At 34.8% G+C, this 19,502-nt stretch carries 17 protein-coding genes and 1 riboswitch; of the genes, 8 read left to right on the plus strand and 9 right to left on the minus strand.

Annotation, left to right across the window (positions count from 1 at the left end; translation table 11 throughout):
• Positions 1-57 precede the first annotated feature (57 nt).
• The 6 genes from AOY20_RS06585 to AOY20_RS06610 form a co-directional block, all read right to left on the minus strand.
• The gene (locus AOY20_RS06585; RefSeq protein ID WP_054581125.1) at positions 58-1,503 is read right to left on the minus strand and encodes a protein adenylyltransferase SelO; all 1,446 of its coding nucleotides are present in this window, start codon (positions 1,501-1,503) and stop codon (positions 58-60) included.
• Between the two features lie 72 nt (positions 1,504-1,575).
• On the minus strand, positions 1,576-1,905 hold the full coding sequence (locus AOY20_RS06590) for a DHCW motif cupin fold protein (RefSeq protein ID WP_054581126.1): 330 nt from the start codon (positions 1,903-1,905) through the stop codon (positions 1,576-1,578).
• A 67-nt stretch (positions 1,906-1,972) separates the two neighbouring features.
• On the minus strand, positions 1,973-3,139 hold the full coding sequence (locus AOY20_RS06595) for an acyl-CoA desaturase (RefSeq protein WP_054581127.1): 1,167 nt from the start codon (positions 3,137-3,139) through the stop codon (positions 1,973-1,975).
• Positions 3,140-3,377: 238 nt separating this feature from the next.
• The gene (locus AOY20_RS06600) at positions 3,378-4,112 is read right to left on the minus strand and encodes a glycerophosphodiester phosphodiesterase (protein WP_054581128.1); all 735 of its coding nucleotides are present in this window, start codon (positions 4,110-4,112) and stop codon (positions 3,378-3,380) included.
• A 44-nt stretch (positions 4,113-4,156) separates the two neighbouring features.
• On the minus strand, positions 4,157-4,735 hold the full coding sequence (locus tag AOY20_RS06605; RefSeq protein WP_054581129.1) for a cob(I)yrinic acid a,c-diamide adenosyltransferase: 579 nt from the start codon (positions 4,733-4,735) through the stop codon (positions 4,157-4,159).
• An 84-nt stretch (positions 4,736-4,819) separates the two neighbouring features.
• A complete protein-coding gene (locus AOY20_RS06610) occupies positions 4,820-6,670 on the minus strand; it encodes a TonB-dependent receptor plug domain-containing protein (protein ID WP_054581130.1) in 1,851 nt (616 codons plus the stop codon).
• A gap of 38 nt (positions 6,671-6,708) precedes the next feature.
• A riboswitch (cobalamin riboswitch) is annotated at positions 6,709-6,917 on the minus strand.
• Positions 6,918-7,062: 145 nt separating this feature from the next.
• Between AOY20_RS06610 and AOY20_RS06615 the strand changes: the two genes are divergently transcribed.
• From AOY20_RS06615 to AOY20_RS06630, 4 genes are all read left to right on the plus strand, one after another.
• Positions 7,063-7,713 (plus strand): phosphoribosylanthranilate isomerase, encoded by a 651-nt coding sequence (locus tag AOY20_RS06615; protein ID WP_054581131.1) that lies wholly within the window; start codon positions 7,063-7,065, stop codon positions 7,711-7,713.
• Positions 7,688-8,917, plus strand: coding sequence for a tryptophan synthase subunit beta (gene trpB / locus AOY20_RS06620; RefSeq protein ID WP_054581132.1), 1,230 nt, complete (start codon positions 7,688-7,690; stop codon positions 8,915-8,917). The genes AOY20_RS06615 and trpB overlap by 26 nt, the downstream gene beginning before the upstream one ends.
• A 181-nt stretch (positions 8,918-9,098) precedes the next feature.
• Positions 9,099-9,614 (plus strand): DUF1543 domain-containing protein, encoded by a 516-nt coding sequence (locus AOY20_RS06625; protein ID WP_054581133.1) that lies wholly within the window; start codon positions 9,099-9,101, stop codon positions 9,612-9,614.
• A gap of 133 nt (positions 9,615-9,747) precedes the next feature.
• Positions 9,748-10,740 carry a DUF2804 family protein gene (locus tag AOY20_RS06630; protein ID WP_054581134.1) on the plus strand — a complete coding sequence of 331 codons (993 nt, stop codon included), beginning with the start codon at positions 9,748-9,750 and terminating at the stop codon, positions 10,738-10,740.
• A gap of 38 nt (positions 10,741-10,778) precedes the next feature.
• On the opposite strand, the gene AOY20_RS06635 is transcribed toward AOY20_RS06630, so the two are convergent.
• Both AOY20_RS06635 and AOY20_RS06640 read right to left on the minus strand, forming a co-directional pair.
• A complete protein-coding gene (locus AOY20_RS06635) occupies positions 10,779-12,620 on the minus strand; it encodes a DUF3413 domain-containing protein (RefSeq protein ID WP_054581135.1) in 1,842 nt (613 codons plus the stop codon).
• Between the two features lie 267 nt (positions 12,621-12,887).
• Positions 12,888-14,219: a Na+/H+ antiporter NhaC family protein gene (locus AOY20_RS06640; protein WP_054581136.1), complete on the minus strand. Its 1,332-nt coding sequence runs from the start codon at positions 14,217-14,219 to the stop codon at positions 12,888-12,890.
• A gap of 361 nt (positions 14,220-14,580) precedes the next feature.
• Here AOY20_RS06640 and trpA point away from each other — a divergent pair, with 361 nt between their 5' ends.
• The 4 genes from trpA to AOY20_RS06660 are packed head-to-tail and all read left to right on the plus strand — an operon-like array spanning position 14,581 to position 18,504.
• Positions 14,581-15,384, plus strand: a complete 804-nt coding sequence (trpA, locus tag AOY20_RS06645) for a tryptophan synthase subunit alpha (RefSeq protein ID WP_054581137.1) — start codon at positions 14,581-14,583, stop codon at positions 15,382-15,384.
• The gene (gene accD, locus AOY20_RS06650) at positions 15,381-16,277 is read left to right on the plus strand and encodes an acetyl-CoA carboxylase, carboxyltransferase subunit beta (protein ID WP_054581138.1); all 897 of its coding nucleotides are present in this window, start codon (positions 15,381-15,383) and stop codon (positions 16,275-16,277) included. Before trpA ends, accD begins: the two co-directional genes overlap by 4 nt.
• The gene (folC, locus tag AOY20_RS06655) at positions 16,274-17,557 is read left to right on the plus strand and encodes a bifunctional tetrahydrofolate synthase/dihydrofolate synthase (RefSeq protein ID WP_054581139.1); all 1,284 of its coding nucleotides are present in this window, start codon (positions 16,274-16,276) and stop codon (positions 17,555-17,557) included. The genes accD and folC overlap by 4 nt, the downstream gene beginning before the upstream one ends.
• Positions 17,554-18,504 carry an SPOR domain-containing protein gene (locus tag AOY20_RS06660; RefSeq protein ID WP_054581140.1) on the plus strand — a complete coding sequence of 317 codons (951 nt, stop codon included), beginning with the start codon at positions 17,554-17,556 and terminating at the stop codon, positions 18,502-18,504. Before folC ends, AOY20_RS06660 begins: the two co-directional genes overlap by 4 nt.
• A gap of 23 nt (positions 18,505-18,527) precedes the next feature.
• On the opposite strand, the gene AOY20_RS06665 is transcribed toward AOY20_RS06660, so the two are convergent.
• A complete protein-coding gene (locus AOY20_RS06665) occupies positions 18,528-19,109 on the minus strand; it encodes a dual specificity protein phosphatase family protein (RefSeq protein WP_054581141.1) in 582 nt (193 codons plus the stop codon).
• Between the last annotated feature and the right edge of the window lie 393 nt (positions 19,110-19,502).

Genomic DNA, 19,502 nt, shown 5'->3' on the forward strand with positions numbered 1-19,502 from the left:
ACTATTGTTGTGGATAAAGCTTAATTTATCCACAACTGAATTGTCAGAAAATATAATTTAGCTTGAACAGCTCACCATAATTTCAGGTTGGTCACTTGGTAAAGGGGCTAAATCTTCAGGCTTTTCAAGTTCAGGCTGCTTTTGGAAGGGATGGCTAAGCAATTTAAATAAGCGTTCTACTTCTGAAAAATCATTTCGTTCTGCTAATTCAATTGCTTTTTGAGCCATATGATTGCGTAAAATATAATGAGGATTTGATGCTCGCATGATTTGATCAAGTTCATCTGTATCTTGGTGTTTACGGATATTTTCATATTGTGCTAAAAAGCTTTCAAATTGACGATGGTCTAAACAGTCATCTTTGATTAACTCATATTCTTTATTTTGTAGACGAATAAAGTTTTGCGTATAGTCTAATTGTTCTGTTTGTAAAATACGTAAGAAAGCCATAGCACAATCAAAGCTATCTTTATGGAAACTTGGCAGTCCCATTTTCTGTTTTAGACCTTGTTGATAATGCTCTAAAAATGTAGGCTCAAAATGTTCTAAACATTGTGCCAATTGTTCTTTCCATATTTCTTTTTCTATATTTTCAGGGCATAGCGGAACTAAATTATTCAACCACATCCATAAGTTCCAATGACCAATACTTGGCTGTTGTTGGTAAGTATAACGTCCTTGATGATCTGAGTGATTGTTAATCCAATTTGGACGAAAACGTTCTAAAAAACCATAAGGACCAAAATCTAAAGTTGAACCTGTAATATTTAAATTATCTGTATTCATCACACCATGGGCAAACCCAATTAATTGCCAATGTGAAATCATAATCGCTGTGTTTTGAATGACTTTGGTTGCAAAAGCTAAGATAGGTTGTTCAGTATCTAAACATTCAGAATAATGCCATTCAATGCACTTTTGAGTAAATTCTTTTAATAAATCAGGTTGATATTGATTAATCCATTCAAAATGACCTAAGCGAATATGGCTGTCTGATGTTCTAAGCATCATTGCACCTAATTCTAATTTTTCTCTTTGTACACCTTGGGTCGATGTTGTAAAACCAACAGCATTGCTTGATGGAACACCTAGCGCATTTAAAGCATGACCTGCTAAATATTCACGTATTACTGAACGTAAAACTGCACGGCCATCTCCCATACGAGAGTAGGGTGTTAAGCCTGCACCTTTTAAATGAAGGTCTATTGTTTTCTGATTCTTATCTAAAATTTGAGCAATAAGTAAACCACGACCATCACCTAATTGTCCTGCCCATTGACCAAATTGGTGTCCTGCATAAACCATTGCTAATGGTTCAAACTCTTCAAAGATTTTTTGACCACTACAAATTTCAACCCACTGTACTTTATCTTCATCTGACCAATTGAGTTGATTGGCTAGTTCAGCATTAAAATGTCCAGCTTTTGCACCAATCAATGGTTTTGGTGCTTGATGATGAAAAAGTTTAGGATTTAAAGATGGGTAGCGAGCATTAAATTGCATAGTGCAGAGATCAATCAGATGTTTGCCTTTAATATAACAAAGTTATTTTAATACGCATGCAATTGTTCTGAATTAATCCACAATAAAAAGTTTTGCACCTAATAAAGTTGAGGAACGATGTGCTTCAGCAGCATCAGCGACTTGATAGCTCATACCTGTAGTTAATGTAAATGTTCGACCATCTTCGAGTTCTGTAACAAGTTCACCTTCCAAGCAGAATAAGATGTGTCCTTTATGACACCAATGGTCTGCCAGGTAGCCTGCTGAATAGCTAACGATTCTTACGCGAATATCATTAAAAACTTGTGTTTGCCAAAGTGCATAACCCTGTTCGCCCATATGTTTTTCTGAAGGAATATCTTTCCAATTTGTGATGCCAAATGGAATATTGTTGAGTTGCATGATTGTTATCCATATTTTTTAATATTTATTCTATGAAAAAGCCTCCTTTTAGGAGGCTTTCATATTCTTATTCAGAAATTGTATTTTTTTTCACATTTCTGAGTAATAAATTTAATGTTTCACGGTGATGTGATAATCGTTGTTCCACCAATTGAAACTCAACTTTTAATTTGTCATCCATTTGATGAATTTTTTCAGCAACAGATGCTTTTTTTGTCTGAATTTCTTGCTCTTTTAGTTTAGCCCAATCATTTAATGTTTGAGTAAATGCATCATATTCTTGAGAAATTCGAGTTTTAACGTTGCTAATATCTTCAGTGACATTTAAGCCATAAATCGCTAAATCTTGTTCAGCATATTTAAACTTCATGGCTAATTCTGCTTTTTTGATATTAAAGCTTGGTATGCGGCGTAAGTTTTTCGCTAAACCTAATTTTGAACATGTCCAAATGAGCCATTTTGTTGGGTCATATTGCCACCATTTAACGCCATTACGATAGTCATATTGGAAAATATGGTGATAGTTATGATAACCCTCACCCCAAGTAGCAATTGCTAAGACAAAATTGTCACGTGCCGTATTTTCATCTGTATATGGGCGTTTACCCCACATATGGCATAGAGAGTTAATAAAGAATGTTACATGGTGACTTAAAATAAGGCGCATTAAACCACCTAATAATAGAACCCCTCCCATGTCGCCTACAGCCCAACCAATAGGTAATAGAATTGCAGAATGTACACCAATTACCATTGGTACATAATATTTATGTTGGAACATTACTAATTTATCATTTAATAAGTCAGGCGCATTCTTATAATTAGGTTCTGCTGCTGGATAGTCGCGAAGCATCCATCCCATGTGAGCATACCAAAATCCATTTTTGATAGAATATGGATCTTTTTCAATATCATCAACATGGCGGTGATGTGTACGGTGACCAGAGCCCCAGTACAAGATACTATTTTGAACAGCAAAAGTTCCCATAACCATCAAAATAATTTTTAATGGTAAGGTTGCTTCAAAAGCGCGGTGTGCCCATAAACGATGGTAACCCGCAGTAATTCCCAAGCTACTTACACCTAATAAAACAAACATACTGATCCAAGCGGCTAAGCTAAAATCGTAATGATAGGCATAAAGTGGAATTGCAATCACTGCAACAATAGGTAAAAAGACTAATGCAAAAATTGCAACCCAGTTGAATGGGGCTTTGGGTAGGGGAGCGGTCATCTCCAGCAATACTCCTAATACACCTTGGGAGGTATAATTTTAAAAAAACTTAAAAATGAACTCGATCATTTTTTAGCATATTAACATGTTTGAATATACTTTCATTAACATTATTGTACAGTTGTATTGTTGCAAAAAGTATGAAAATAATATGGATGAATGATTGGTTTTATCGACATTATTCCATTGAAATTATGAATTCAGCGATATACAAATTTTTGTGCAAAATCTTATTGAATTAGAAAGAAATATTTTTAGATTTAAAGTAGTTTAACATACGCTTAGGATAGTCTGTAATGAGACCTTGAATTCCTAAATCATAAAGATACTGTGCACGATCAGTGTTATTTACAGTCCAGATACTGATATTTAAATTGGCATTTTGTGTTGCTTCAATAATTTTATCATTTGCCAAACTATCCATCCAACCAATTTGGCAACAACCTAATTCAAGTGCTTGATCAATTGCTTTAAAGCGAATGTCTTCTTCAATCAGAAGTCCATGCTTAAAAACGGATTTTTTTTGATTTAAAATGTGATGAATTTTAGTGTCAAAACTCGTAATAATGGCAGTATTTTCAAAACCTACAAGTTGTTGGTGTAATTCATCAACAATTTTTTCAGCATCATTCAAACTCGTGACGGCTTTAACTTCGACTTCAATATGATTAAAGTTTTGAATAATATGGAGTGTTTCGGTCAAAAGAGGGGTTTTTTCTTGTGTTGACCAATCTGACCAATGAAAAGATTGGTTGTAATGATCTAATTCACAAGCGGTACATTCATATAAAGACTTATCTTGTCCTGTTGTACGTAAAAATTGGTCATCGTGCATCACAATTAAAGCTTGGTCTTTAAGTTGTCTAATATCAAATTCGACAGCACGAATTCCAATATCATGAATATATTGAAATCCGCCTAAAGTATTTTCAGGTGCTTCACCACGAGCACCACGATGACCAATAATTTTCATAGAGTTCTCAACGTATTATTTATGATTATGGTTTTATAACGCTGTTAAATTGTTTCATTAATATTTTTTTGCCAAAGAACTTCAGTACCGCCTTCTGCACGTTGTAAAGCACGTGATGCAACAAATAACCAATCTGATAAACGATTAAGTAATTGTAAAGATGGTGCTTGAATATTTTGATCACGAGCATGTACAGACATTAAGCTTCGTTCTGCACGACGACAAATCGCACGAGCTTGATGAGCAAAACTACAGCTTAATGAACCAGAAGGTAGAATAAAATCTTTTAACATTGGAAGTTCTTCATTCAAACGATCAATGTCATTTTCTAAATATTCAATTGCGATAGGTTGAACCAAATTAAAGTTTGGAATACAAACTTCTCCACCTAAATCGAATAACCAGTGTTGAATTAAGCTTAAAGACTTATCCCAAGATGCTTTGTCTACAATTGTACTTGCTGTAATTTGAGCACGTAAAATGCCAATCGATGCATTGAGTTCATCAACATCACCTAAAGCATGAATACGTAAATCATCTTTAGATACACGTGAGCCATCACCCAAACCAGTAGTACCAGAATCACCTGTGCGTGTATAAATTTTGCTTAAGCGATGCCCCATAAATATTCCTTAAATTTCGAATTAAACCGTTGTAAAAAGGATAATGTATTGAAAACATTATCCTCTAAATTTATCTGTTGTACATTAATATTTTAATGTAATTCCTATAGATGCTAAACGACCACCGTTGATGTAATAACTGCCACTGCCGTAACCTGTACGATATTGGCTATCACCAATATTTTGGATATTTGCAAACAATTTAAGCATGTCATTTATATTGTAATATCCACTCATATCAATGTTGAAATGTCCTGGAATGATAATATAGTCATAGGCACTATTATCGGAAGAAGAAAGTGCTGTTAATGTTGTGGATAGACCGTATTTAGTATCATCCCAACCAATCGTAAATGCTGCTTTTTGACGTGGTCGACGGCTGAGATCTTGATTGGTTGTTTTATCTTTAGCACGGACATAATTGTAACTTGTGCTTGCATAAAGGTGATCTCCAGACCATTTAAGATAAAGCTCACTTCCTTCAAAGGATGCTTTATCTAAATTTTGGAATTTGTAGTTTGTTAAACCCGTTGCATCAATCAGATTTTTGACTTCATTGTGATACAGCGTAATCCCAGTCGAGATACCATAATTTAATTTTTGATCTAAACCAATTTCGTAGGATGTACTTTCTTCAGGTTTAAGATTTGGGTTGCCAGATGCACTATATAATTCATTTAAATTAGGAGAACGAAAGGCAGTTCCAATATTCGTATAAATACTTGTAAGAGGGAGAATTTGATAGCGTATAGCAGCTTGACCTATAGTATGAGTACCATAAACTTCATTGTCTTCTACACGTAATCCAACTTGGGTATGAATCCCATCACTATTGTATTGATGCTGAATATAATAACCTTGAGAATCAATGCTACTATCTATTTTTTTACCATAAGATAAGGCATCAGCTTTAATATTTTGATAGGTTGTTCCGAATGAAATATTTTGTTGGGCTGTTATATTCCACTTTGCATATAAATCAGCCTCTTGAGTTTTACTCAATACATAATCATATTGCCCCAAATAGTTTGTTTGATTTTGAATTAAATCATCTTTAAATTGGGATAAACGAGCATTTAACTCAACTTGAGATCCTAGATTAATTCGTCCTTTTAAATTTAGAATTTTATTTTTAAAATCTTGATCAGCTAATGCTCCATAATTGTCGTATTCAGTATTACCTTTATTTTCACTGTAATCGAATGAAGCAGCATATTGTTCTTTTTCAACACCAACTTTAGCACTGTAACCTTTTTGATCAAATGCTGCTTTTTGTGCATTTTTAATTTCTTTTAGTATAGTTCCATCAGTTTCTAAACGTTGACCACGGATTTGTGCATAAAAACCATCTTCTGCTAAATCAGCACCAATAATAGATTTATAAGTTTTATTTTCACCAATTTCACCTGTAATAAATGCACCTGTTTTTTCAGGTGTCTTAGTAATCATTTGTATGACGCCACCAATTGCATCAGTACCATATAAAACAGAAGCGGGACCTTCTAAAACTTCAATTTGCTTAATATCTGTTGTATCTAAAAATGGGATAGATGCTGCACCAGTTGTGGCAGTATTTAAACGGACACCATCTTGCAGAACTAAGGCCTGTGTAGAGTTTGTTCCACGTAAAAAAATTGAAGCTTGTTGACCGTAGCCACCAAGTTGAACAATATTTGCAGAAGCTTGGCTTTTGAGTAACTCAGGTAGAGAGGCCATCGGTGATTGTTCAATGATTTGTGGTTCAATAATTGAAATTCGAGCAGGAATATTTTCAATTTTTTCTTCAGATCGCGTTGCTGTGACTACAAGTGTATCTAAAGTTGCATTAACAGTATTTGAGGAACTTACTGTTTCTTGAGCAAAAATAACCGTTGGATAGCTTATTGCAATAGCAATAGCACCTACAAGTGCTGTAGGTTGGAAAGGGATGGACATGATTTTTAGCTCCATACATTCACTCCCCGTGAATGATTGAGTGGCAGGAACAATAAGCAGGTATCCGGACTTAAATGTGGTTATATTAAAGTAACTGACTTATCCACCTTCCCACAAAAAAATTGCAGTGGTGTAAATCTAAGATTTATAAAGATAAGCTTTTCATTTTACCGTTGCGGGGGCAGTGTCGGATTTTCACCAACTTCCCTAAAGCGATGAGGCTTGAACTTATTGCATTTGCGCGAAGTATAATGTTTGAACTAGTGTGAAACAATCACTAAAAAGAATTTTTCGATGGAACTTTACTCAAGTCATGTGAATTGCATTACAATGACTTGCCTTAAGTTTCAGACAGAATGGCAAGAAACACGGAATTAGTTAGAGCAAAGAACATGCGTACTCGTACCAAAATATGTGGGATCACAAGAGTTCAGGATATTCAATCAGTTGTTCAAGCCGGAGCAGATGCAATTGGTTTTGTATTTTTCCCACCTAGTCCACGCAGTGTGAATAAAGAACAAGCACAATTGTTGATTCAGTATGTACCTGCTTATGTACAAACAGTTGGTTTATTTGTGAATGCATCTTTGAGTGAAATTCAAGATATTTTAAATGATGTTCCTTTAGATATTTTACAGTTTCATGGGGATGAAACTGCAGATCAATGTAAAGAAATTGCCCAAGCAGTTGGACGACGATGGTATAAAGCAATTCAAGTAAAGCTTGATCTGGATTTGATAAAAATTATAAAAAACTATCAACAAGCAGGTGCAAGCGCAGTATTATTGGATGCATGGCATCCTGAACTTAAAGGGGGAACTGGACATCATTTTAATTGGATGCAGTTCCCAAAAATGGATATCCCTTTAATTTTGGCAGGTGGATTAAAACCTGAAAATATTGAAGACGCTATACAAACGACACGAGCATATGCAGTGGATGTTAGCGGAGGCGTAGAATCCGCAAAAGGTATTAAAGACCAACAACTCATAGAACGCTTTATGCAAGGAGTCCTTCGTGGATCAGCAAAACAATGTGATTGACTATACCCAGTTCCCAGATGAGAAAGGGCATTTCGGTATCCATGGCGGACGTTTTGTGTCAGAAACACTTATGGCGGCATTAGAAGATTTAGAAAAACTCTATTTCCGCATGCAAAATGATGAACAGTTTCTGGCAGAATTCGACCGTGACCTTAGTTTTTACGTAGGTCGTCCAAGTCCTTTATATCATGCTGAGCGATGGTCGAAAGAGTTAGGTGGTGCACAAATTTATTTGAAACGTGAAGATTTAAACCACACTGGATCTCACAAAATAAATAACACGATTGGACAAGCATTACTTGCTAAACTTTCGGGTAAAAAACGAATCATTGCAGAAACAGGTGCAGGTCAACATGGTGTAGCAACAGCAACTATTGCGGCACGCTTAGGACTTGAATGTGTTGTGTTTATGGGTGCAGAAGATGTAAAACGTCAAGCAATGAATGTTTATCGTATGCGTTTACTCGGTGCGACTGTTGTTCCAGTAGAAAGTGGTTCGAAGACATTAAAAGATGCCATGAACGAAGCGATGCGTGATTGGGTAACAAATGTTGATTCAACTTATTATGTGATTGGTACTGTTGCGGGTCCACATCCATATCCGCAATTGGTTCGTGATTTTCAATCAATTATTGGTCGTGAAGCACGCCGTCAAATTCAAGAACAAACAGGTCGTTTACCTGATGCTTTAGTGGCTTGTGTTGGTGGTGGTTCAAATGCAATGGGCTTATTCTATCCATTCTTGAATGATCAAGATGTGAAAATGTATGGTGTTGAAGCAGCAGGCTATGGCATTGAAACAGGTAAGCACTCTGCACCATTAAATGCAGGTCATGTTGGCGTACTTCATGGTAACCGTACATATTTGATGTCGGATGAACAAGGTCAGATTATTGAAACTCATTCAATTTCCGCAGGTTTGGATTATCCAGGCGTAGGCCCAGAACACAGTTTCCTAAAAGATATGGATCGTGTGAAATATGTTCCAATTAATGACCAAGAAGCACTTCAAGGCTTCCGTGATTTGACGAAAATTGAAGGAATTATTCCTGCGCTAGAAAGTTCTCATGCAATGGCATATGTTTCTAAACTTGCGCCAACAATGGATAAAGATCAAATTCTGATTGCGACTGTATCTGGTCGTGGAGATAAAGATTTAATGACTGTTGCACGTATAGATGGCGTGGAAATGGTAGAAATGTAAACTATATTATAGTGATGCAAAGATCCCGTATCTAGTATTTTAGGTATGGGATTTTTATTGATATATTGAATAATAAAGTAGAAAAGAAGTCTTAGTAATAAAAATATAAAAGCGACATATTAATACTGAAAGCGTATGATTTAAGAGATCTGTAAAAGGTTTTGTAGCAAGGAATTACACAATGTCTGATTTGTTTGTAGTCATGTTAGGTGGTCATCATGCGCGAGCAAATACGGAAGTTCATGATGTTGTTTTTGCGATAGGAAATACATTAGAGGAGATTTATCCTCAGCTCAAACAAGCTTGGTTTGGAGAGCAAAAAGGTTTGCATATAGATTCATGGATGAAAGTAAATGGTGTTGAAACAGAACAAAAAAAATATCGAATTAGCTTTAGTCATTCAATGCCAAATGAGCAAAGTTTAAAATTATTTTTAATTAATTTAGGTGGATATGATTCTCAATTATTTGGTGAATTACACCGTTATATTTTAGTTGTTGCATTAAATGAAGTCGAAGCTAAACGAATTGGAAAAAAGCATTTTCATAAAGCATGGAGCAAGCAACATACAGACCGTATACTTGATGTAGATGATTGTTTGGCAATTGATTGTATTGCGGGACGTTATATTGTGCTTGAAGAGAGTGATTATGTACCAACTGTCTGGGAAAATTGTTATATCAAGATCGGTCAATAGCAAACCATTGAATTAAATAATATATATTTCGGAATAAATGTATTATATTTTTAAGTTTAATTTAATTCACTTTTCTATAATTTAAGTGAAAGTGGAATTGTTGGTTTTTTAGCTGAAGAATGGAATGGCGTAAATGGATTTAATTCAGATAAATGGTCAGCCTAGATTTGGTCGATTCAGCATTGTACCAAGCATGATTAATATTGATCGTTATGAACATCGGGTTGCTAACGGCAATATTTTGAAAGGTTGGCGTAAACGGTTACAGTATAAAAAATATAAATTTTGTTTTATACAGCATGAAAATATTACCATTGGACTTGCAATTGCAGATATGGTTTGGGCAAGTTATGGATATTTTTATATTTATCATCATGATAAAAAGGAAGTATTTAATTGGAATGCGGTGAATCTTTTATCGCGCAAGACAGTGTTAGATGAGCAACCTTTATTTAATCAAAGTTATTTTGAAAATTCTCCGTATCAAATTCAAATTCAACATGCTAATGGTGTACGTTATATTCAAGTAACTAAATTTGGTGAAATTCAATTAAGTGCACGTATTTTTTGTGCTGGAACACAACCATTAAGTGTATGTAAACCTTATGGTGAAACAGGATGGATTTATACACAAAAGCTAATGACTTTAAACTGCGAAGGCTATTTTATTGATAAACAGGGTGAGTTAATTCAGTTTAATGATAAAACTTTTGCTGCATTGAGTGATACTTGTGGGTTTTTGAGCCCCAATGAAACTTTGTTCACATTATCGAGTAACTATTGGGATCGCACTGGAAATCGAATTGGTCTTTATTTAACTTCAAATAAGAAACATGATGATTCTAATGAAAATTGTTTGTGGATCAATGGACAACTATATGCCTTACCAAAAGTGAATGTTACTCAAATACAACCCGAAATTTGGCATATTCATTCTGATGATAAATTAATTGATTTAAGTTTAAATCTGAATTGGCATAGAAGTGAAGGGATTAAGTTACATTTAAAGCATCATCAAACACACCAATGGCAAGTCAAAGTTAGTGGTAAAATTCAGCACGAAGAATTGAACGTATTGTTGTTAGATGAATATGGATTATTCGAACAATATAAATTTAAGGAATAGTACAAAGGTTTCTAAAAACCTTTGTACTAAGATGTAGTTTACTTATTAAAACGACTAATTTGCTCTAGCGCTTCTTGTAAGCTTTTATGATCAGGTTGAGCATCTTTCATTGGATGATTATTTTTATCTAGAATATCGTACTGACCTACAACACCAATTTCTAAAATAGATTGCGGTGAAATAATCGCATAACTACTATAATTTGATGCCAATAACCAATCACGTTGTATTGGTTTGCCTAAAAGATCTTCACCTACAGAGTAGTCTTTAACATCATTTGTTACACCTAAGTAATTTTTCATAAGAGTTGGAACAATATCTTGATGGCTAGTAAATGCATCACTATTCCATTGCATGATTTGAGATTCACTTAATTTAGGTGCAATAATTGCAAATGGGACTTTGATTTGAGGATCAGTATAATTACTGTTATGTCCCCAGAAATTGCTCATATTGTCATTAATTTCTTGACCATGATCACCCGTAATAATAATGACGGTATTTTCTAAGTCACCTGATTGTTTTAGTTTATCTAAAATAATTTTAACTTGGCTATCAACAAAATGAACGCTGGTTTTATAACGATTCATAATGAGATTACGGTCAGTATTATTATTTAGTTTTAGATAGTTGACTTCATCAACCATAGGTTCATAACGATGAGGATAGTTTGTTGGGAAATCGAATCCATGTGGTGCATCATAGAATATAAATGAAAAATAAGGTTTAGATTTATTTCGATGATCGAACCATTGTACCCAATCTTTTGTTAAATCTTGGTCCAACTCAGACGGTAGATTGCCTTTAGAGCTTACACGTAAATTTGGGACTTTAGAGAAAACTGTTTGATGAAATTCTGGATTAGTTAATTTTGCAGCTGCAAAAATGCCTAAATCATAATTAAGTGTCTGTAAGCGATCAATAAAGACGGGACTTTTATGATTTGCAAGCATTGCATGCCAGTAAGTACCAGGAATACCATAAAATAATCCAAAAATACCTGTACGTGTGGCATTTCCTGAAGAAATATGATTATTAAAAATTTTCCCTGATTGGGCAAAATTCCACATATTGGGTGACGTATCGGCATTAAACGTATCTGCACGCCAAGAGTCAATTACAATAAATACAATATTAAGTGGTTTTTCAACAGGTTGAGTTTGTAATGTTTGTAATGGATAGTTGATATCACTTTTACTATTAAGAGATAATGATTTTTGTTTTTCTAATGCTTCAGCATCAATCCATCCATATTTTTCCATTGTTCCATTTGCTGTTGTTGGATAAAACAATGGTAGATATTTCTTAGTCACTGTGACAGGTTGATAGACATTTGCTACAGCCCAAATATGTATACTGTGGGAAATGAGTAAGCAAATAAAAACCAGCACACTAAATTTTGGACCAATTTTCCATTGCTGTATACGATCAACATTCTTTTCTAAATAGACTAGTAAGAAATACTGAGCTAGCCATATAATTGCAATACCCGCTATAGCCATAAACCAAGTCATAAAACTAAAATTAACAACTTGACCAGACATAACCAGTTCAAGCATTACCAAGCTGATATGGAAACGATATTGTGCAAAGACAATAGTATCAATAAATAAAATCAGTAATGCTAAAGATAATACCGTGACTTGAATTACTCTGCTTAGTTTATTCGGCAGTAGTAAAAAAGGAATTAATATAATACCTAAAAGAACCATCAATAATGTCATATGTGAAATAACACTACTGACTAAGAAACTAAAGCCTAATATATCTGTTGGGAATTCAGATAAATAAACAAAGTATCGGCATGCGATAAGCATAGCAATGAATGCATTTACGATAATAAAATATAAATGCACTCGTAGTTTGGATTTGAATAGCATAAAAGAATCAATTTTTATCTGAATAGAAGAGTTCATTAATATGTGTTTTTTGTATATAAAATCATGAAATACATCACAAAAAACAGATATCATTTGTGCAAAAATATAGCATATAAAGACAATGTATTCATTATCTTTATTGACTACTTAAAGTGGTAAGTGATCGATATAAATATATTTGTTTTTAAGCTTAAGAGGAAAATTATTGTTATTTTGATTCTTTATTTTATGTAATGGCGACCTCATGTGGTCGCCTTAATATAGCGTTTAAATTGATTTAAATTTGGGTTGTCTAAAAATAATCGCAAGTACAGCAAAAATCGCGAGAATCCAGCAATAGTAAATGCTACCGATTAATTCAACTGGTGAAATTTTAGCGATAGAACAGGCAAGTAATAATTGTGCACCATAAGGGATGAGCCCTTGAATGACACAAGAGAAGATATCTAAAAGTGCTGCAGAACGTTTAGGATCAACGCCATATTCTTTTGCAACTTCACGTGCCATATCTCCTGATAAAATAATTGCAACGGTATTATTTGCAACGAATAGGTTTGAAAAAATGACAAGAAAGCTGATCCCAAACTCGCCAGCACGTTGTGTACCAACTTTGAATAAGCGCGTTAAGCTATAAATGCGCTGAATGAGCCATTCTAAGCCACCTTCTTTTTGCATAATGGCAGATAATCCACCTAAAAACATAGAAAGAAGAGCAACTTCAAACATGCTTGTAAAGCCATCATAAATTGCATTATTTAATTGTAAAAAATCAAATTTTGTATTTTCAATTAATCCAACAATACCAGATAAAATAACACCAATAAAAAGTACAGCTAAAACATGTAAACGAGAAAATGCTAAAATAAAAACGGCAACATAAGGCAAAATAAGCCAAAAATTATAATAGCTATAATGAATGGTTTGAGAGCTATGACTAGAAAAAATATAAATTAAAATAGTAACAACCGCTGCTGGAACAGCAATCCATACATTGACTTTAAATTTATCGCGCAATTGAACCTTCTGGCTACTTGTTGCTGCAATTGTAGTATCTGAAATCATTGATAGATTATCACCAAACATTGCACCGCCTACGACAGCACCAATTGCATAAATGACATTAATATCGGTTGCTTGAGAAAAGCCAAATGCAATAGGAGCACATGCGGCAATAGTTCCCATTGAAGTTCCCATAGCTGTTGCAATAAATGCAGAAATGAGAAAAAGCATAGGTAATACAAATTCAGGTGGAATAATAGATAAACCGAATTGAACGGTTGCGTCTACGCTTCCAATGGCACTACTTGTACTTGCAAATGCCCCTGCAAGCATAAAAACCATAAACATGAGAATTAAATTAGGATGGCTTGCACCCTTTAAGAAAGCTTCGATGCCAGCATTGAGTTTACCTCTATAAAGCAATACGGCTATAATAATTGCAGGTAAGGCAGCAACTGGTGCTTTAATTTGATAGAAAGCAAACTCAGTTCCGATTGCGGAATGATATATTCCACTACCTAAAAAGATGGCTAAAAAAACAATAAGTGGCAATAGTGCAAATGCTCGTGCTTGCACTTTTGACGAGTGTTCGGGATTCATAGGGAGATAGGAAAAACAAAGAATAGTGATAGTATAAAGCAGGTTTTGCTATTTCAGCTAATTTTAAGTGCTTTTGCTAAGCATGTTATTTTTATAGAAATTTTTAAATAAAAATAAGTTTTTCTAAATCTTATAGATTTCAATAAAACCTAAAAATAGGCATCTTTGATCATTGTGAAAAAATGTTAAATATTAGTAAATGTACCTTTCGGGTTGTTTTGAAAAAATGATTTGTAAATGAAATGCAACTTCAAAGTATTGTGCTCTATTCAATGAGTAAAAAATAGCGTTACAATGAGTGGTCTTGTATTTTTACAATAGCAACGCCTCAGTTTTAATAATTCAAGGAATGTACAACCCTATGTCACGTTTAGCCGCTCGATTTGAACAACTGAAATCTCAACAACGTAAGGCTTTAGTTTCTTATGTTATGGCGGGTGACCCTCATCCACATGTAACTGTACCATTATTACATCAAATGGTTGAGGCTAGTGTCGATGTGATTGAGTTAGGCCTTCCTTTCTCAGATCCTATGGCAGATGGTCCTGTGATCGCATTAGCGGCAGAACGAGCACTTGCTGGTGGAACAAATACACTTGATGCTTTGAATATGGTGAAAGAATTCCGTAAAAATGATTCTGAAACACCGGTTGTTTTAATGGGATATTTAAATCCTGTTGAAGTAATTGGTTATGAAAAGTTTGTTGCTTATGCAAATGAATGCGGTGTTGATGGTGTACTTTTGGTGGATTTACCTCCAGAAGAAGCAAAAGATTTAGATGTTGTATTACAAAAATATAATATGGATCAGATTTTCTTACTTGCACCAACATCAACAGATGAACGTATCCAGCATGTAGTGAAACAAGCAAGCGGATTTATTTATTATGTTTCCTTGAAAGGTGTAACAGGTGCGGCAACTTTAGATGTTGCTGAAGCTGCGTCACGTATTGAAAAAATTAAGCAACACACAAATGTTCCTGTAGGTGTGGGCTTTGGTATTAGTGATGCTGCATCTGCAAAAGCAATGGGTAGTGTTGCTGATGCTGTAATTGTAGGTAGTGCTTTCGTAAAACAGTTTGCAAATTTAACTCCAGAACAAGCAACGACTGCAACGATTAATAAAGTTAAGGAGCTTCGAGCTGCGCTCGATGAGTTAGTATGAGTCAAGAAGTGAAAACAGGGAAAATCCTCAGCCCATCTACGCCATGGACAGTACGTGGTGTTCCAGGTATTCATATTCCTGATGAACAACAAGCATTAAAAGCGACTTTTACAGAGCCAACAATTGAATGCCCTGAGTGTCACGCATTAGTGACAAGAACGGCAATGTCATTTAATGCTTATGTTTGTCCGCAATGTGACGAACATTTAAAAATGAAAGCTCGTGATCGTTTAACTTGGTTTTTAGATCAAGTACAAGCTGAGCTTGGGCAAGAGTTTAAAGCAAAAGATCCATTAAAATTTGTTGATAGCAAAGCTTATCCAGATCGTATGACTGAAGCGCAAAAGAAAACAGGTGAAACTGAAGCGCTTGTAGTAATGCAAGGGTTGTTAAAAGATCTTCCTGTGATGACTTGTGCATTTGAATTTGACTTTATGGGCGGTTCTATGGGAACTGTCGTAGGTGATCGCTTTGTTCAAGCTGCAGAACGTGCAATTGAATTACGTCAACCTTTAATTTGTTTTGCTGCATCTGGTGGTGCACGCATGCAAGAAGGCATGTTGTCTTTAATGCAAATGGCACGTACATCAGCTGCAATTCAACGTATGAAAGAACAAGGTCTTCCATATATTGTGGTATTAACTCACCCAGTTTATGGTGGTGTAACTGCATCATTGGCAATGTTAGGTGATGTTCATATTGCTGAACCTAAAGCAATGATTGGTTTCGCGGGCAAACGTGTAATTGAACAAACTGTACGTGAAACTTTGGAAGAACCATTCCAACGTGCAGAATATTTGCTTGATCACGGTGTAATCGATCAAATTGTTCATCGTCATGCATTACGTGATACTGTATATCGTATTGTGACTAAGTTGATGAATTTACCTTGAACACAGCACCACTTGCATCTGATTCTTTAAATACATGGCTCGATTATTGGAGCCATGTTCATGTTACGGGCATAGATTTAGGTCTAGAACGCGTAATTCCTGTTGCTGAAAAACTGGAAGTTACTCGACCGAATGCCAAAGTACTGACAGTTGCAGGAACAAATGGTAAAGGTTCGACGACGACGACCTTGGCTGCTATTTTAAAAGCCCAAGGTTATCAAGTAGGTTTATATCAATCTCCTCATATTTATCGCTTTAATGAGCGCGTAAAGTTAAATGGCATAGAGATTGATGATCAAACTTTAATTAATGCATTTGTGTTGGTTGATCAAGCACGCCGTGAATGCAAGTTATCACTATCATTTTTTGAAGCAACAACATTAGCTGCTTTTGTGATTTTTAAAGTCAAACAATGTGATGTTTGGGTGTTAGAAGTTGGGTTAGGTGGTCGTTTAGATGTTGTAAACGTTGTAGATCCGAATATTGCAGTAATTACTAATATTGGTTTGGATCATACAGATTGGCTTGGCGATACAATTGAAAAAATTGCTTTTGAAAAAGCAGGAATTATTCGACCAAATATTCCAGTTGTTTTTGGCGGACATCAAGCCTTACCACAAGCAATTCAAAATAAAGTCAATGAATGTCATGCAACACTTTATGCTTTAGACCGTGATTATTTTTATCGTTATACACAAGATGGTCAGGCGTGGATGCTGGCTACAGCAGGATTAACGTTAGAATTACCACTAGGTCAATTAGCATTAGAGAATATTTCAACTGCAGTCACTGCTATTTTAGTGAGTGGGTTAGAGGTATCTCAAGAGGCTATTGCGACAGGTATTATTGCAGCTCAGTTACCAGGTCGTTTTGAAATTAGAAAAATCAAAGATAAAACCGTTATTTTTGATGCTGGACATAACCCACATGGTATTGAATTTCTATTAAAACAATTAAAAAACTATTTGAATTACAATAAACAATATACTGAGATTGTGAGTGTATTTTCAATGTTGACTGATAAAGATATTAAATCTGTCATCACACTATTGAAAGATACTGTGAATCTGTGGAAAATTGCTCCGCTGACAGTACCTCGAGCAGCAGACATATCTCAATTGGATGATGCGTTGTTAGGCGAAAATGTACAACACTATCAAAGTGTTCAATTGGCTTTTGAGTCAGCTTTAAATGAAACAAATAATAATCAGCTGATTTTGGTGTGTGGGTCATTCCATACATTGGAAGCCGTATGGGAGTATTTAGAAAAATGTCCATGAATAACAAACAGCGCTGGATGGGTGGTGTTGTTTTATTAGGTGGTGGTATTTTACTTGCGGCTTTATTGTTAAAAGGGCAGGAAGAAATTAAGCATGCGCCTAATTCAGATATTGTAAGTCAAGTACAGCAAAAAAATAATTCCACAGAAAGTGAAATGATTCAGTTACAGCCTTTAACAGTTGATATTGAAACTGAAAAGCGCTTATTAGCTGAACAAAAACGAGCAAGAGAAAAGGCAATTGCTGAGCAAGAAGCACGTGCAGCAGAGTTTTTAGCTATGCAGCAACAGGCTGAAGCTGAAGCAGCTAGAAAGGCAGCAGAAGAATATGCTGCTTTGAATGCACATAGAGCAGGTGCTCAACAGAGTTCAGATAACATTCCACCTGAATTGGTTGAAGATGAAAAAGTTAAGCAAAAGCGTTTAGCTGAGGAAAAACTGGCAAATCAAAAAAAGCAAGAACAGCTGAAAGCAGAGCAGTTGAAAGCAGAAAATGCGAAAAAAGAAGCTCAGCGTAAAGCTGATGCTGAAGCAAAGAAAAAAGCTGAGGAAAAGAAAAAGGCTGAAGATACTCGTAAGGCTACTGAGAAAAAAGAAGCTGAACGTAAAGCGGCAGAAAAGAAAGAAGCAGAGCGTAAAACTGCTGAAAAGAAAAAAGCTGAAGCTGAAAAGGCGAGAGAACTATTGGAACATGGCGAAAAGCAATGGATGGTTCAAGTTGCATTGGCTGTTAATGAGGCAAATGCAGATGCTTTAGCTGCAAAATTAAAAGCAAAAGGCTATAAAGTTACAAAAAGTCCAACATCTAAAGGTATTCGTTTAATGGTAGGACCTTCTAAAGATAGAGCAGCTGCCGATGCTATTCGTAAAAAAATTGCAACCGATGAAAGTTTAGGCATGAAATCAGCTTGGGTGATTGATTGGGTGCCATTAGATAAACGTAACTAATCAGCTTTTATTATTCTCAAAAATTAAAGTGGATTTGACAGTTCTTGTTGAATCCATTTTATATTTTTAGGCGTGAATAATTTTTCAAGATTTCTCCAAATGGAATGGAAACCATAGTCTCCATTTTTCATTTCATTTAGTGCTTCCTCTATTGACCAATCCTCAAAAATAATACGATACATTGCAACACTCGTTCCTGTACGATCTGAACCGTGATAGCAATGAATCAGAACTTTTTGGTTATTTTGTTCTGCTATTTGAATGGTTTTCATCACAACAAGTAAGTCTTCTTTAGACATTGCCCATGTGTTTACAGGAATATGTACGAGCTCAATATTAGTATCATGGAGTATTTTTTTATCTTTATTTGATGTTCTTAAGTTGATGACAATATCAATATTTTGTTGTTCTAATAACGGAATAATTTGATTGGATGGCTGCTCACTACGGAAAATATTTGGACTGACTTGATAAAAATTATGTTCTTTAGAAATAATATTCCCCCAATTTTCAGGACGAACAGGTACTGTATTCGCAGTGGTGCAAATGGAGAGAAAAAATAAGGGATGAATAAGTAAAGTTGTAATAAGTAATTTTTTAGGCATAAGAAAATTAAAAAAAGAATTATAAGAGGTCGGGATAACCTTAAATTATACTGAGTAAACAAGAAAGTATAGATAATAAGCTATCTTTGCTTTATTCATCATAAATAGGGGGATGATAAATATACTTAATTATGATTTTTATACTAAGTAAAAAAAGAATGTGATGTTATTGATTCGTATATATATTTTATAAGTGTGGTAATGCTGTTTTATTAGAAGATAATAAGGGGAATAGATCTTTTATCCCGCAAAAGTCACATTTTTTTCTATAAAACTGGGTTGAAATTTGATACATTATCGTACTTATGTTTAGTGTTAGATTAAAAAATAAAGAGTTTTTTAATGGTGTTTTTTAGAAAGCACTTGTACTTCATATTTCTGACACCATAATAA

This window comes from Acinetobacter equi, assembly GCF_001307195.1.
GTDB lineage: Bacteria > Pseudomonadota > Gammaproteobacteria > Pseudomonadales > Moraxellaceae > Acinetobacter > Acinetobacter equi.

What these genes read in the sequence shown, in the direction of transcription:
- AOY20_RS06665 (WP_054581141.1), bottom strand. Translation starts at nt 19,109, where the DNA reads ATGCCTAAAAAATTACTTATTACAACTTTACTTATTCATCCCTTATTT.
- AOY20_RS06610 (WP_054581130.1), bottom strand. Translation starts at nt 6,670, where the DNA reads ATGTCCATCCCTTTCCAACCTACAGCACTTGTAGGTGCTATTGCTATT.
- AOY20_RS06660 (WP_054581140.1), top strand. Translation starts at nt 17,554, where the DNA reads ATGAATAACAAACAGCGCTGGATGGGTGGTGTTGTTTTATTAGGTGGT.
- AOY20_RS06625 (WP_054581133.1), top strand. Translation starts at nt 9,099, where the DNA reads ATGTCTGATTTGTTTGTAGTCATGTTAGGTGGTCATCATGCGCGAGCA.
- AOY20_RS06605 (WP_054581129.1), bottom strand. Translation starts at nt 4,735, where the DNA reads ATGGGGCATCGCTTAAGCAAAATTTATACACGCACAGGTGATTCTGGT.
- AOY20_RS06595 (WP_054581127.1), bottom strand. Translation starts at nt 3,139, where the DNA reads ATGACCGCTCCCCTACCCAAAGCCCCATTCAACTGGGTTGCAATTTTT.
- AOY20_RS06640 (WP_054581136.1), bottom strand. Translation starts at nt 14,219, where the DNA reads ATGAATCCCGAACACTCGTCAAAAGTGCAAGCACGAGCATTTGCACTA.
- accD (WP_054581138.1), top strand. Translation starts at nt 15,381, where the DNA reads ATGAGTCAAGAAGTGAAAACAGGGAAAATCCTCAGCCCATCTACGCCA.
- trpA (WP_054581137.1), top strand. Translation starts at nt 14,581, where the DNA reads ATGTCACGTTTAGCCGCTCGATTTGAACAACTGAAATCTCAACAACGT.
- AOY20_RS06600 (WP_054581128.1), bottom strand. Translation starts at nt 4,112, where the DNA reads ATGAAAATTATTGGTCATCGTGGTGCTCGTGGTGAAGCACCTGAAAAT.
- AOY20_RS06615 (WP_054581131.1), top strand. Translation starts at nt 7,063, where the DNA reads ATGCGTACTCGTACCAAAATATGTGGGATCACAAGAGTTCAGGATATT.
- AOY20_RS06590 (WP_054581126.1), bottom strand. Translation starts at nt 1,905, where the DNA reads ATGCAACTCAACAATATTCCATTTGGCATCACAAATTGGAAAGATATT.
- AOY20_RS06630 (WP_054581134.1), top strand. Translation starts at nt 9,748, where the DNA reads ATGGATTTAATTCAGATAAATGGTCAGCCTAGATTTGGTCGATTCAGC.
- AOY20_RS06635 (WP_054581135.1), bottom strand. Translation starts at nt 12,620, where the DNA reads ATGCTATTCAAATCCAAACTACGAGTGCATTTATATTTTATTATCGTA.
- AOY20_RS06585 (WP_054581125.1), bottom strand. Translation starts at nt 1,503, where the DNA reads ATGCAATTTAATGCTCGCTACCCATCTTTAAATCCTAAACTTTTTCAT.